Below are 13,579 nucleotides of genomic sequence, written 5' to 3'. Positions count from 1 at the left end.
AGCGTGACGCGGGTGAAGATCGGCATCATGGGTGGTACTTTTGATCCGATCCACATGGGACACCTCCTGGCAGCTGAAGCGGCAAGGGATTCGCATGCACTGGATGAGATCTGGTTCATGCCTTCCCATGTTCCACCTCACAAGCGCGGAGCCGGAGCTTCGGGACAGCAACGTCTCGATATGACGGAAGCGGCTGTGAAGGGTGTGCAGCAATATGAGGTGCTGGGTATCGAGATGGAGCTTGGCGGAGTGTCTTATACAATCGATACGATGAAGGAACTGTGGCGGCGCCATCCTGAACATGAATTTTATTTCATTATCGGGGCGGATATGGTGAACTATCTTCCCAAATGGGAGCAGATTGAAGAACTTGCCGAACGCCTAACCTTTATCGGGGTTGGTCGGCCGGGTTTCCAGTTACATCTGGATGATTTACCAGACGAGTTACAGGATCGGGTCTTGCTGGCCGAGATGCCCTTGGTGGATATTTCATCAACAGCCGTACGCAGACGTCTTGCCAAAGGACATTCAGTACGCTTCATGATTCCTGATGAGGTGCACCAATACATTCTAAGGAGCGGTTTATATGGCACTAAGCCGTGAGGAACTGATTCAAGCCGTATCTGGACAAATGCCGGAAAAACGCTGGAAGCATACATTGGGTGTAATGAAATCGGCAGTGATGTTGGCTGAAAAATACGGGGCTGATCCTGTAAAAGCGGATCTGGCAGCGATATTGCATGATGTGGCGAAGTACTGGCCCGTAGCGGAGATGGAAGCGGTCATCCGTGATAACGGATTAAACCAGGAACTTCTGCAACATGACAAGCAGCTCTGGCATTCCGAAGTCGGTGCTTTTGTAGCCAAGCGTGATTACGGTGTGGAAGATTCCGAAGTTATTAATGCCATCCGGTGGCATACCTCGGGTCGGGTAGGCATGAGCTTGCTGGACAAAGTGGTATGTCTTGCCGATTACATTGAACCGGGACGGGATTTCCCGGGAGTGGAACACATTCGCGAACAGGCTGAACGTAGCCTGGAGGAAGGTTTAATTGCCGGATTCGATTCGACGATCAGCTTGCTGATCTCGCAGCGACGTGTCATTTATCCTTTGACCATGCTGTCGCGGAATGACTTAATTGCACAATTATAGAGGTTGTTCAAAAAGTCCACTTTTGATTACGAAGGATGCCTAGCGGCATCATCAGCATCGAAGATGAAATTCAGCTGAAATGTCCGTTGCTCACGTAGTTTGCCTACGCTCCGCTACTCCATTTCTAGCTTTATTCCATCTTCTCGGTACTGAAAACTGATCTTTTTGAACACACAATTATAGATTATGGAGGTTGGTTCATGACAGTATCATCGAAAGAACTTATGAATATGGCGGTTGCTGCCGCTGACGACAAAAAGGCATCCAACATTGTAGCGTTGGATCTGATTAATGTTTCCCTGGTGGCAGATTATTTTGTTATTTGTCACGGGAATTCCGATACACAGGTACAAGCCATTGCCACTGAAATTCGCAAACAGGCTCATGCAGCCGGAGCGACGATCAAAGGTATCGAAGGTATGGATTCCGCACGTTGGGTATTGATGGACATGGGCGATGTTGTTGTTCATATCTTCCACCGTGACGAGCGTGAATACTACAACATTGAACGACTATGGTCTGATGCCAAAGTGGTGGAAACTGTATGAGTTTGATTGCTGGAACAGTCGTCTCTCTGCCGGTTTCACGTGAAGTGTCTCCGTTTGGCTTCTTTTTGACGACAGGATCGGAAGATGTACTGCTTCACTACACCGAGTTAACACGGGATATTAAAATTGGTGAGACGCTTGAGGTATTTGTATTCTTTGATACAGAAGATCGTCTGGCCGTAACGATGAAAAAGCCTTATCTCATGCTTGGCGAAATGGCACGACTGGTTGTGGCTGATGTTCACCCACGACTGGGCTGTTTCCTGGAAATGGGACTTGGACGGCAATTGCTGCTTCCTATTCGTGAATTGCCTGAACTGGAAGAACTTCGTCCTCAAGTGGGGGATGAAGTCTTTGTAATCATGGAACATGACAAGCAGGGACGTCTGCGTGCCAAATTGGCCGGGGAACGTGAGCTTTCACCGTTGGCTTTCCATGCTCCAACTTCATGGTTAAACGAGTGGGTTGAAGCGACGGTATACAAGCCACTGCAGATGGGTACTTTTGTACTTGTAGAAGGCGGTGTACTGGGCTTTGGTGCAATTGGTATGATTCATTCATCTGAACGTAGTCATATGCTACGTCTTGGTGAGAAAGTTAAATGTCGGGTGACACTGGTACGTGAAGACGGACGTGTGAATCTGGCCATGACTCAACTCAAACAAGTTGGACGTAACGAAGATGCAGACAAGCTGCTCGCCTTTATGAAAGAGCGTCCTATGGGCGGCATGCCTTACTCTGATGCAACTCCGCCGGATATCATCAAGCAGCGCTTTGGCATCAGTAAGTCAGCTTTCAAGCGTGCCTTGGGCAAATTGATGAAGGACGGATTGGTGGTCCAAAAGGAAAGCTGGACGTATCTGTCCGAATCTGCTCCTGCGGATCAGAATGAAAATAAGTAATTTTCTTGATTGAATATTTCGTAATATGAAACTCGGAGAAGGCAGGGCTAGGCTGGGTAAACACCGGATACCCCTGCTTTTTCTTTTGTTAGCAGGATTGGAAAATGAAATTGAAAGTGCGGTGCCTGACATGTCTTACCGGAAATTTGCCTATGTGTATGATGAATTAATGGAAGATATGCCTTATCCGGACTGGATAAGGTTTGCAAGAACAGCATGGGAAAAGCATGGAATGCCCAAAAGTGTCGCTGAACTTGGCTGTGGAACGGGCTCCATTACGATCCCGCTCGTGAACTCCGGTTTCGAAGTTACAGGCATTGACCTCTCAGCAGATATGCTGTCGGTTGCACGCAGCAAGATGGAGGCTACGCCTCAGGGCCATCGCTTGTATCGGGAAGGCAGCGTACGTTGGGTGCAGCAGGATATGCGAGACTGGCGAGTTCCGGAACCTGTGGATTCGGTGATATCATTCTGTGATTGCGTCAATTATCTGCTTGAACAAGAAGATGTTGTTCGAACATTCCAGCGGACATATGAGATGCTGAAGCCTGATGGAACGTTTTTGTTTGATGTGCATCATCCCAATACGCTTATCCGTTATGATGAGGAGCAACCTTTTGTACTGGATGAGCGCTCCGTATCTTATATTTGGACTTGTGATCTGGACCAGGATCGTTGTGAGATTGAGCATCATCTCAGTATTTTTTCGCGTGTGGATGATGGTCCCAAGGATATATACCAGCGGTTTGAAGAGGTTCATGTCCAGCGTGCATATAACCCGGAATGGATGAAGATGGAGTTATCCAAGGCAGGTTTTAGAGATGTGAAAGTATATGCGGATTTTGAATGGAAAGAGGCCGGAGACAGCGCACAGCGTTTGTTCTACGTTGCTGTGAAGTAAGAATAAAAGATAAGAACTGTCCTTATGTTGCATAAGGGCAGTTTTTTTGTTTTATTTTCCATAAAGAATGAGTGACATGTTTCTGTATTCGGGCAAAGAAATGTCAGGAAAGACTCACAAGCGTGACAAAAAGTATTGCCAGTTAAAGTAAAGGAGGCGATAATAGTCGGATAGAAAGCGTTTTCTAAGGAAATCAACAGTTGAGGTGAGGTGTAGAAGTGGAAAGTACATATAAAACAAGACTTTCGTCAGAACAGTTGAATGCCATAATAGAGCAGCATTTCTCTGCAAGTATACAGGAGTACAAGGAAATGGTGGATGGCTGGGCCAATCATGCATATCTCATTACACTCAGTGACGCACAGCGAGTGGTACTCAAAATTGCTCCTTCAGCTTCGACAAATCTGATGCGCTGTGAGCAGGATCTCATGATTGCCGAAGTTGAGGCCCTGCGCCTTATTACGGAGCTACAGGATGTTCCCGTACCCCAAGTGTTGGCTTATGATGATTCGTTAACTATGGCTTCAGCCCGTTATTTTATCATGGAATACATGTCTGGAACACCCTATAATCAGGTCAAGGATCAGTATTCTGCGGAAGAACAGGAAGCCATTGAACACCAGCTCGGTCAGTACAATCGTCGAATCAATGAAATCAAGGGCGAGCAGTTTGGATATTTCTCGGAGGAAAAACAGCGATATTCCACATGGAAAGAAGCATTTATGAATCTAATGGATGACATTCTTAACGATGGTGAAGAAGCCGGGATTACATTTTCGATCGATTATCCTGAATTGAGACGCTTGATTGAAGATAAGTCGGATGCGCTTAACGATGTCAAAGAACCTGTTCTTGTCAGTTGGGATCTGTGGGATGGCAATGTGTTAGTAGACAAAGGTCGTATCACAGCGATTATTGATTTTGAACGTTCACTGTGGGCAGATCCTCTGATGGAGCATTATTTCAGTCATTTTAACTATACTCCCGGTTTTGTGAAAGGGTATGGGCATGCGATTACAACTGAAAGTGAGCTGAGAAGAAGAAGTTTATACGACTTGTATTTTGATCTGGTATTACGCATTGAATGCGCTTATCGCCAATATGATAATCAGGAACATGTGAATTGGACCATTCATAATCTGGAGGAAGGCATTGAGCGTTTTCGCTTATCCTGAACAGCAACCAGTGTTATGAACGATACGAACCGTAGACTTCAAGATAGCGATTATAACGTGTAATATTGACTTTGGGCTTGCTTTTTTATATAATGGTCCCGATATTGTATACATATTTCGATGATAAGGATCAGTAGTAATTCCTGTACATACAGAGAGCCGGCGGTTGGTGCAAGCCGGTTGACAGTGATTTGCGAACTCGCCTTGGAGAAATGCGGTGATTACACCATTCTGTTTAACCTGCTTGTATAAAGCTTGGGTTCAGGAATGGAAATCCGCATCGGTTAACCGCCGTTACAGGTCCAAAGGGAGTGGATGACGAAGCACGTTCGTCCGCTAACTAGGGTGGTACCACGGGAATTCAACCTCTCGTCCCTAGCGCTGCAAACGCTACGGGATGCTGAGGTTTTTTTGTTGCAATTAAAGCTAAAGCGAATAACCTGAAGGAGGAACAATAGATGAGTGAGAATAACCAGCCGAAACACGGCTATCAGCCACAAGTCATGGAAAAAAGTTGGCAGCAATACTGGGATGCAAATAAAACGTTTAAAACGGGTGAGGACCCTGCTAAACCGAAATTTTATGCACTGGATATGTTCCCTTATCCATCCGGTTCAGGTCTGCACGTAGGCCACCCGGAAGGATATACGGCAACGGATATCGTTTCCCGTTACAAACGTATGCGCGGTTACAACGTATTGCACCCAATGGGTTGGGACGCTTTCGGTCTGCCTGCTGAGCAGCATGCACTGGATACAGGTGAACATCCACGAGATATTACATTCCGTAATATTGACAATTTCCGTCGCCAGATCAAATCGCTCGGTTTCTCTTATGACTGGGATCGTGAGATCAGCACAACGGACCCTGAATACTATAAATGGACACAATGGATCTTTATCCAGCTGTACAATAAGGGCCTGGCTTATGTGGATGAAGTTGCAGTTAACTGGTGTGAAGCCCTTGGAACGGTACTTGCTAATGAAGAGGTTATTGATGGCAAGAGTGAACGTGGTGGACATCCGGTTGTACGCAAACCGATGCGTCAATGGGTTCTGAGAATTACCGAGTATGCAGAGCGTCTGTTGGAAGACCTGGAAGAGCTGGATTGGTCTGAAAGCATCAAGGATATGCAGCGCAACTGGATCGGTAAATCAACAGGTGCGGAAGTTGTATTTGCCATTGAGGGTCGCGAGGAAGTTATCAAGGTGTTCACTACCCGTGCGGACACATTGTTCGGTGCGAGCTTTGCAGTACTTGCTCCAGAACATGAATTGGTAGGAGCAATTACAACCGATGACCAACGTGAAGCGATTCAGGCTTATCAGGAGCAGGCTTCTCGTAAAAGTGATCTGGAACGTACGGATTTGGCCAAAGACAAAACAGGTGTATTCACTGGCGCTTATGCAATCAACCCTGTTAATGGTGCAAAACTGCCGATCTGGATTGCTGATTACGTTCTTGCAGGCTACGGTACAGGTGCGGTTATGGCTGTTCCGGGTCATGATGCACGTGACTGGGAATTTGCGAAGCAGTTCGGTCTGGATATCATCGAGGTTATTCAAGGTGGGGACGTTACACAAGAGGCTTATTCCGGTGATGGCGCGCATGTGAATTCCGATTTCTTGAACGGACTGAATAATGAAGAAGCGGTTGCCAAGATGATTGCTTGGCTGGAAGAGAACGGTAAAGGGCAAGGGAAAGTAACCTATCGTCTGCGTGATTGGCTGTTCAGCCGTCAGCGCTACTGGGGTGAGCCAATCCCGATTCTGCACCTGGAAGATGGAACGATGAAGACGGTACCTGAGGATCAACTTCCATTGCTGCTGCCTGATATCGACCAGATCAAACCTTCGGGTACTGGAGAATCACCACTGGCGAATGTTACGGAGTGGGTGAATACGGTAGATCCGGAAACGGGAATGAAGGCACGTCGTGAGACCAACACCATGCCACAATGGGCGGGTAGCTGCTGGTATTACCTGCGCTTTATCGATCCGCACAATGACAAGGAACTGATCTCCAAGGAGAAACAGCAGCAGTGGCTGCCAGTTGATCTGTACATTGGTGGAGCAGAGCACGCGGTGCTTCACTTACTGTACGCTCGTTTCTGGCATAAAGTGCTGTATGATCTGGGTGTTGTGGAGACCAAAGAACCTTTCCACAAACTGGTGAACCAAGGTATGATCCTGGGTACCAATAATGAGAAAATGAGTAAATCTCGTGGTAATGTCATTAACCCGGATGAAATCGTCAATGAATTCGGTGCAGATACATTGCGTCTGTACGAGATGTTCATGGGACCATTGGAAGCGACAAAACCGTGGAATGCAAACGGGGTTGAAGGCATGCACCGCTTCCTGTCACGTGTATGGCGTCTTTTCATTAACGAAGACACAGGAGCCATCAATGACAAGATTACGGTGGACGGTGGAACGGATGAGTTCAAGCGGACTGCTCACAAAACGATCAAAAAAGTTACGGAAGATCTGGAACACCTGCGCTTCAATACATCCATCAGCCAGCTGATGATTTTCATCAACGATGCATACAAAGCAGATACACTGCCTCGCGAAGCGATGGAAAACTTTGTGCAACTGTTGTCACCACTGGCACCGCATATGGCAGAGGAACTTTGGAGCCGTCTGGGTCATGAAGGTGGAATCTCTTACGTGGCTTGGCCTGAATATGATGAGTCCATGACAGTGGATGCGGAAGTAGAAATCGTTGTTCAGGTAAATGGTAAAATTGTAACTCGTGCTACGATCGCGAAGGATCTGGATGCACAGGGTATGCAGGACTTTACGATGGAGTTGGCACCTGTTAAGCAGGCGCTGGAAGGCAAGACCATTCGTAAGGTCATTGCCGTTCCAGGCAAACTCGTTAATATTGTTGCCGGTTAATCTCACCGGCTCGAAATAGTTCATCCAGCTTTAACAAATCTTCATCATATTTGTCATGTGTCGTGTGGATTAGGCTGTCGAAAACACCGTCGAGACTAACCTTCAGCAGTGCAAGTGCCTGAGCGGTAATACCGCCAGGTACAGCGACACGAGCTTGAAGCTCTTGCGGCGTGTATCCTCCTTCGGTGAGCAGCTTGCCTGTGCCCAGGAGCATTTCGCCAGCCAGAGCGCAGGCATCTGCCCTTTTGATGCCTGTCAGCTTCACTGCACTTTCGATCCACTGTTCCAAAAAGAACGATATGAATGCAGGTCCGCAGCTGGAGAAGTCGGATGTGATTCGTGTACAGGCTTCATCCACTTGGTACGGCCTGCCTATATGACTGAGCAGACTTTCCAACACAGCGCGGTCTTCACTGGTCATTCGTTCGCCATGTATGCAGAGGGATGCTCCACTGCCGACTTGGTGTGTGACGCTGGGAATTACCTTGGAGACTTTGCAAGGAAGTGAAGATTCCAGATGTCGCAGCTGCACGGGACTGGTGATCGAGACAATTATATGATTGGGATTCACGACGGGCAGGAGGTCGTCAATAACATGTTTGAATTCAAGCGGCTTCACGCACAGGAAGATGATATTACTTCGGATCACCGTTTCCCGATTGCTCTGGGCTTCATGCAGACCGGGGTAACGGAGGGATAACTGACGTACTTTGGACGGGGTTCGATTGCTGGCCGCGATCTGCCGGGGCTCAAGTGCACCCGATTGGATCAGGGCATAGATTAGCAGGCTGCCCATGCTGCCGGTTCCGATAAATCCAACCTTCATTGTTTCAGGCCTCCTTTCATGCTTTACGGTACTGGCGCAGTTCATTCCCTCTATTCTATGCGTGAGGACCTGTTTCACATGACATGAAAAATGCACAACTTGTTTCATCAGGAAAGTTCAACGGTTCGGAAGCACCGCCCGTGTTCGAAATGAATGATTTTGAATTCAGGGAGAGGTGTGGAAGAATGAGATGTAACAAAGGGATGACCATTGCTGCTGCGGTGGTTGGAAGTATACTTATATTATGGTCGGGCAAAAGTGAACAACCACCTAGTGGCTGGGAACCCTTGCAGCTCGGCACCGAGAAGCCGACGATAGAGCAGGAACTCCCTGCTGTACAGTCGGCTACTTCGGTTCAGGGCAATACAGGAGCATCTTCGGGAGCGGATGCAAGTGGGATGCAGACTGGGAATGAGGCAAAGGCAGAAGAGTCTAAAGAGCTTGCGAGCGTTGGGGTTGAAGGTGATTCAGTTGTTCAAACTACAAGTCAGACGAATGATAATCCACCGGCCGCCTCAAATTCGACTGAACCAGTTGTGCAGGGTACGAATTCGAATCCTTCGGTTACTTCCGAGACGGTATTAGGCAGTAATCCATCTGTAGTTCGTGAGGAAGTTAGCGACAATGGCAAAATCGATGTGAATACAGCGCCTGTCTCCAAGCTTACGGAGCTTCCCGGAATCGGAGAGAAAAAAGCTCAGGCTATTGTGGATTATCGGAATGCACATGGTCCTTTTGCAAAAGTCAGTGATCTGACAAAGGTCAAAGGAATTGGGATGAAGATGCTGGAGAAGATGGCACCGTATGTGCAGATCCGGTAATATTAGAATAAAAATTGTGTTGAGCGGGAGGAAAGCAGCATGAGTACTGAGGTACGCAAGGACTGGGATACGTATTTTATGGACATCGCGTATATGGTTTCTACCCGTTCCCGCTGTTCGCGTCGTCATGTGGGTGCCGTTCTTGTTCAGGGAAAGAAACTGCTGGGAACAGCCTATAATGGTGCACCCACCGGCGTCCCGGATTGTTCTGAAGCAGGTTGCATGATATCGGAAGAGTATGAGTTGGTCGTGACCGATGGTCAGGAAGAAATGGTCAAAAAGCAACGATGCATTCGCACAATCCATGCGGAGCAAAATTTGCTTTTATTCACAGATCGAATCGACCGTGAAGGCTCGTCCGTGTATGTGACCGACGAACCTTGCTGGACATGTGCCAATATGCTGGCGAATAGCGGGATTACAGAAATCGTGTTTCATCGTTCTTATCTTAAAGATACCGGCAAGGTTACCAATATGATGGAACAGAAGGGAATAACGTTCCGCAGGCTGGAGAATTACCAGCCCCCGCGGGAAACGATGATGACTGTAAGCAATTAATGTGAATATGGTCGAATACGCGAGGGAGAACCTCCGGCAAGCCTGAATTGGCTTTCCGGAGGTTTTTCTGCGTTCAACGGGTGAAATGAAGGAGGGGTAGAAATGAAAGGCAGACCGTTACTAAGTTTTACGATTTGTTGGTTATGCGGGAGTGGGATAGCATGCGCGTTAACAGGCTGGACGTTAATCTGGGGGTTAATTGGAGCTCTGGCATGTTTGCCACTTTTACTTCGTTTTATGGATGTGCGTGGATGGTCTGTTTTATTTTTACTCGCTGCCTTTATTGGAGGTGCTGCACATTGGGAATGGAATGACGTACACAATCATAGCGGTCTGCCGGAGACTATGCGTATCGCTACTCATGAGTTGGACGGATGGCCAGCTGAAATTCAGGGTGAGCTGGTGTCAGATGTACGCATTGATGGAGATCGGGCTGACTTTAAGATTAAGTTGTCTTCAATATTGCCAATATCGGATTCGTCAGCAGATACAGATCTGGCAACAGCATCATCTGCATTCAACATAGATGAACAATTGATGGTACAAGTCAGACTGTTGGAGGAAGAAGAACAACAGGTAGCAGCGGGCTGGAAGAGGGGCGATACAATCACGCTTAATGGTTCTTTTGCCCTTCCTGGTGAAGCAAGGAACTTTGGCGGGTTTGATTATCGCAGTTATTTGCGAACCCTGCATATCCACTGGTTGTTCAAAGTGAAGGGAGCCAGCTCGGTAACAGCTACGCCTCCTGAAGGGCTTGGACAATTTAACGTACTACGATGGACGGATTGGGCAAGGCATACGTTGGGCTCGGCGGTTGAGCATTTATTTCCAGAGCCTCATGCAGGATATATGAAGGGTCTTATTATCGGGATGGCTACTGATATCGATCCAGGTACCTATGGTCAGTTTTCACAATTGGGTTTAACGCATATCCTGGCAATCTCCGGGACCCATGTCGCTGTATATGTCGCTTCTCTTCTCCTTATTCTATCCTGGCTAAGGCTTACCAGAGAGACGGCACTCACGATTGTTCTGATCCTGGTGCCAGCTTATGTACTGTTATCAGGTGGTTCACCTTCAGTCATTCGAGCAGGGATTATGTCCATGATTGGGTTGTATATGGCACGTCGCGGTCTCGCTAGAGATGGCCTTCAGATGATCAGTGCAGCAGCGTTGCTGATGATGTGGTGGGACCCGTACTTTTTATTAAGCGTGAGCTTCCAGTTATCCTTTCTTGTGACCGCAGGTTTGATGATCTACATGCCATTGATTAACCGACTGTTCAGCAGCTGGCCGAAATCACTGGCTGCAACAGCATCCGTAACGGTGACCGCTCAGCTGATTTCGTTTCCAGTAACCATTCTCTATTTCAATCAGTTCTCATTACTTTCATTTGTGGCCAACTTTCTGCTTGTTTCTTTGATTAGCGCCATTGTATTACCTCTAGGGACGGTCGCCATGTTATTGTCATTCATATGGGTTCCCTTGGCGAAACCTCTCGCATGGATTGCGATGCAACTGAATCAACTGACATTTATAAGCGTGGAGTGGATGAACAGCCTGTCAGGTTTTGTATTGATCTGGGCAACACCGCCCTTGTTATGGATTGCCGCATATTATGCTGTGTTGTATGCCTTACTCTACCTGTTGCATCGTGGCAATGGTGAGCAGCAAGAAACAGCGTTTGTTGAGGAAGAGACGGCTCCTCTTGTGAGGGGACAACCTTCAGTTTCAATGGCGAATATGGGCATTCGCTCTTCCGTGTCTACGGTGGCACAGGATCAAGGTAAGAACCGTGTAGATGGAAAAGAAACTTCATTAACGATATTAGGAGCCAGTATTGCCTGGCCGGAGTATACAAGTGCATTTACCGCAAGAGGTGCGGGTTATTATGCATATAAACGAATGAGTAAAGTTCAGCGATGGTTGTGCGGTTTGCTTGCGCTCAGCTTTGTTGCTGGATTGTTGTGGGCATATCAGACTCCCCAGCCTGCTGGAACCGGCATCGTACAGTTTTTGGATATTGGACAAGGAGATAGTACGTTGATTACAACCCCGAAAGGTAAACATATTTTGGTGGATGGCGGAGGAACGGTTAACTTTGGGAACACCGAGCAATCGTGGAAAACAAGGCGTGATCCGTATGAGGTTGGAGCCAAGGTGGTTGTTCCTCTGTTGAAAAAGAGAGGTATCCATCAACTGGACGCGGTCATTGTAACACACGCTGACCAGGATCATGCTGGAGGACTTCAGGCTGTGCTGGAACAGATTCCGGTTAAACGTTTCATGTTTAATGGAACGACCAGCGGTAAGGATAACTTTGATAAGTTACTGGACACAGCCATGGAACGGGAAATTCCTCTGTACGCCATTCGGCAGGGCATGTCCTATAAGGCTGATAAAGAGACATTTTTACATTTTATAGCTCCGGATCTGGCACATATGGATGTAAATGTATCGGGCAGTTTGCCTGTATCTGAACACCAGAATCATGATTCGGTTGTCTTTTTGCTGGACATGGCTGGGACTTCCATGTTATTCACCGGGGATATGGATGCAGCAGCCGAGCAGGACCTGCTCTATATGATTCAGGATGGCTCATTGGCTGCCCAGTTTGAACAGAAAGGTGCAGATCTTGGAGATACAGAGGGAGTTATACAAAGGGTACTTACACGCCCGTTGCAGGTTAATTCAAATGATGCTTCTTCAGCATTTGGCTCCATTGACGTTCTAAAGGTCGCTCATCATGGTAGTAAAACGTCGTCCACCGAAGCTTGGCTCCAATACTGGAATGCCAAAACCGCTGTGATATCTGCTGGAGTTAACAATACATATGGACATCCCAACCCGGGAGTGATGGAACGTCTGGAAGCTACCGGGTCAGAGATTTATCGGACGGATCAGATGGGTGAGGTCCAGATGAGAGTGAAAGATGGGAAGATCGATATCCGGTACAAGCTGGTTGGAGTTGAGTGACGGCACGCAATCTATTTATCGGTGTGAAGATAAGTGAAGAAAACTCCGATTTAATACCAACTGAAAGGTTAAAAAGACAATAGAACATACAACAATGTAGATAGTCTGAGCGGAAAAAGTAGTGAAGTTTAGTGTAAATATCGAGTAGATGATCCCACCTGTGAAGCCTAATAGAACATATGCGGCAATAGCAACGAGCAATTTTATATACGTATTATCTTTTTTTCTGTATAAAAGTAATCCATCCACCAATATGGAAAGTGGCATAATTAAGAAAAGTAAAATAGCGAGGTTAATCAATAATCCAACTGCAAATTTATACCCAAATGAATAATAGTAATTATTTTCCAATTTTTCATCTATAGGGACATAGTGATATATCCCCATTGCAAGTGAAATGAAAATTGCAGTTAATACAGCTGCAAGTATTTTTCCGCGCGGCCTATTGATTCTATGGGTGTTTGTCATTTAAATATTGACCTCCATCTTGAATAACTATATTAAACAACTGATAGACTTGGGGAGTTACTATATTTTAGCATATACAGGCTGAGAAAGAATGAGTGAGGGACATTGAGAAAGTAGTACTTGGTTGACCAATAACAGAAAAAAGTCGTTCCGCTGCGAACGACTTCTTTTTGAATTGCATGGTGGTGACATTTCCAATTGTGATGCACTTTATTCGATTGTCATTTAGTGGAATCGACTAAAAACAAATTACTCTCTTGCCTTTGAGATGCCAACTACCAAGCTAATTATAGTTGCGCTGAATAAGTTAAGTATGTGATCGATTTGATCCCAACTTTTATGCCCTAT

11 protein-coding genes and 1 other annotated feature are annotated in these 13,579 nt (G+C 46.7%); of the genes, 10 read left to right on the top strand and 1 reads right to left on the bottom strand.

Going from position 1 to position 13,579, the window contains the following annotated elements:
- The first annotated feature begins 12 nt into the window (after positions 1 to 12).
- From MKY87_RS06930 to leuS, 7 genes are all read left to right on the top strand, one after another.
- The gene (locus MKY87_RS06930) at positions 13 to 603 is read left to right on the top strand and encodes a nicotinate-nucleotide adenylyltransferase (protein ID WP_340963479.1); all 591 of its coding nucleotides are present in this window, start codon (positions 13 to 15) and stop codon (positions 601 to 603) included.
- Positions 587 to 1,153 carry a bis(5'-nucleosyl)-tetraphosphatase (symmetrical) YqeK gene (gene yqeK, locus MKY87_RS06925; RefSeq protein WP_340963477.1) on the top strand — a complete coding sequence of 189 codons (567 nt, stop codon included), beginning with the start codon at positions 587 to 589 and terminating at the stop codon, positions 1,151 to 1,153. Before MKY87_RS06930 ends, yqeK begins: the two co-directional genes overlap by 17 nt.
- Before the next feature lie 200 nt (positions 1,154 to 1,353).
- Positions 1,354 to 1,701, top strand: a complete 348-nt coding sequence (gene rsfS / locus MKY87_RS06920; protein WP_036615136.1) for a ribosome silencing factor — start codon at positions 1,354 to 1,356, stop codon at positions 1,699 to 1,701.
- Positions 1,698 to 2,603 (top strand): CvfB family protein, encoded by a 906-nt coding sequence (locus tag MKY87_RS06915; RefSeq protein WP_338588023.1) that lies wholly within the window; start codon positions 1,698 to 1,700, stop codon positions 2,601 to 2,603. The genes rsfS and MKY87_RS06915 overlap by 4 nt, the downstream gene beginning before the upstream one ends.
- 130 nt (positions 2,604 to 2,733) lie before the next feature.
- A complete protein-coding gene (locus tag MKY87_RS06910; RefSeq protein WP_340963476.1) occupies positions 2,734 to 3,504 on the top strand; it encodes a class I SAM-dependent DNA methyltransferase in 771 nt (256 codons plus the stop codon).
- 218 nt (positions 3,505 to 3,722) lie between these two features.
- Positions 3,723 to 4,679, top strand: a complete 957-nt coding sequence (locus tag MKY87_RS06905) for a phosphotransferase family protein (RefSeq protein WP_340963474.1) — start codon at positions 3,723 to 3,725, stop codon at positions 4,677 to 4,679.
- Positions 4,680 to 4,790: 111 nt separating this feature from the next.
- Positions 4,791 to 5,059: a binding site (T-box leader), on the top strand.
- A gap of 78 nt (positions 5,060 to 5,137) precedes the next feature.
- Positions 5,138 to 7,582, top strand: coding sequence for a leucine--tRNA ligase (gene leuS / locus MKY87_RS06900; protein WP_340963472.1), 2,445 nt, complete (start codon positions 5,138 to 5,140; stop codon positions 7,580 to 7,582).
- Here leuS and comER read toward each other — a convergent pair.
- Positions 7,563 to 8,408 carry a late competence protein ComER gene (gene comER / locus MKY87_RS06895; RefSeq protein WP_340963470.1) on the bottom strand — a complete coding sequence of 282 codons (846 nt, stop codon included), beginning with the start codon at positions 8,406 to 8,408 and terminating at the stop codon, positions 7,563 to 7,565. The two genes, leuS and comER, sit on opposite strands and share 20 nt — an antisense overlap.
- Positions 8,409 to 8,593: 185 nt before the next feature.
- Between comER and MKY87_RS06890 the strand changes: the two genes are divergently transcribed.
- The 3 genes from MKY87_RS06890 to MKY87_RS06880 all read left to right on the top strand — a co-directional run bounded on the left by MKY87_RS06890 (position 8,594) and on the right by MKY87_RS06880 (position 12,763).
- Positions 8,594 to 9,229 (top strand): ComEA family DNA-binding protein, encoded by a 636-nt coding sequence (locus MKY87_RS06890; RefSeq protein ID WP_340963469.1) that lies wholly within the window; start codon positions 8,594 to 8,596, stop codon positions 9,227 to 9,229.
- 39 nt (positions 9,230 to 9,268) lie between these two features.
- Complete coding sequence (locus MKY87_RS06885) at positions 9,269 to 9,787, top strand: deoxycytidylate deaminase (protein ID WP_340963467.1); 519 nt, start codon at positions 9,269 to 9,271, stop codon at positions 9,785 to 9,787.
- 102 nt (positions 9,788 to 9,889) lie between these two features.
- Positions 9,890 to 12,763, top strand: coding sequence for a ComEC/Rec2 family competence protein (locus MKY87_RS06880; protein WP_340963465.1), 2,874 nt, complete (start codon positions 9,890 to 9,892; stop codon positions 12,761 to 12,763).
- The last annotated feature ends 816 nt before the right edge of the window (positions 12,764 to 13,579 follow it).

It is taken from the genome of Paenibacillus sp. FSL R7-0198 (assembly GCF_038000415.1).
Lineage (GTDB): Bacteria > Bacillota > Bacilli > Paenibacillales > Paenibacillaceae > Paenibacillus.
This window is presented reverse-complemented; position numbering and strand designations above follow the sequence as displayed.

What these genes read in the sequence shown, in the direction of transcription:
- yqeK (WP_340963477.1), top strand. Translation starts at nt 587, where the DNA reads ATGGCACTAAGCCGTGAGGAACTGATTCAAGCCGTATCTGGACAAATG.
- leuS (WP_340963472.1), top strand. Translation starts at nt 5,138, where the DNA reads ATGAGTGAGAATAACCAGCCGAAACACGGCTATCAGCCACAAGTCATG.
- MKY87_RS06915 (WP_338588023.1), top strand. Translation starts at nt 1,698, where the DNA reads ATGAGTTTGATTGCTGGAACAGTCGTCTCTCTGCCGGTTTCACGTGAA.
- MKY87_RS06880 (WP_340963465.1), top strand. Translation starts at nt 9,890, where the DNA reads ATGAAAGGCAGACCGTTACTAAGTTTTACGATTTGTTGGTTATGCGGG.
- MKY87_RS06885 (WP_340963467.1), top strand. Translation starts at nt 9,269, where the DNA reads ATGAGTACTGAGGTACGCAAGGACTGGGATACGTATTTTATGGACATC.
- MKY87_RS06910 (WP_340963476.1), top strand. Translation starts at nt 2,734, where the DNA reads ATGTCTTACCGGAAATTTGCCTATGTGTATGATGAATTAATGGAAGAT.
- rsfS (WP_036615136.1), top strand. Translation starts at nt 1,354, where the DNA reads ATGACAGTATCATCGAAAGAACTTATGAATATGGCGGTTGCTGCCGCT.
- comER (WP_340963470.1), bottom strand. Translation starts at nt 8,408, where the DNA reads ATGAAGGTTGGATTTATCGGAACCGGCAGCATGGGCAGCCTGCTAATC.
- MKY87_RS06890 (WP_340963469.1), top strand. Translation starts at nt 8,594, where the DNA reads ATGAGATGTAACAAAGGGATGACCATTGCTGCTGCGGTGGTTGGAAGT.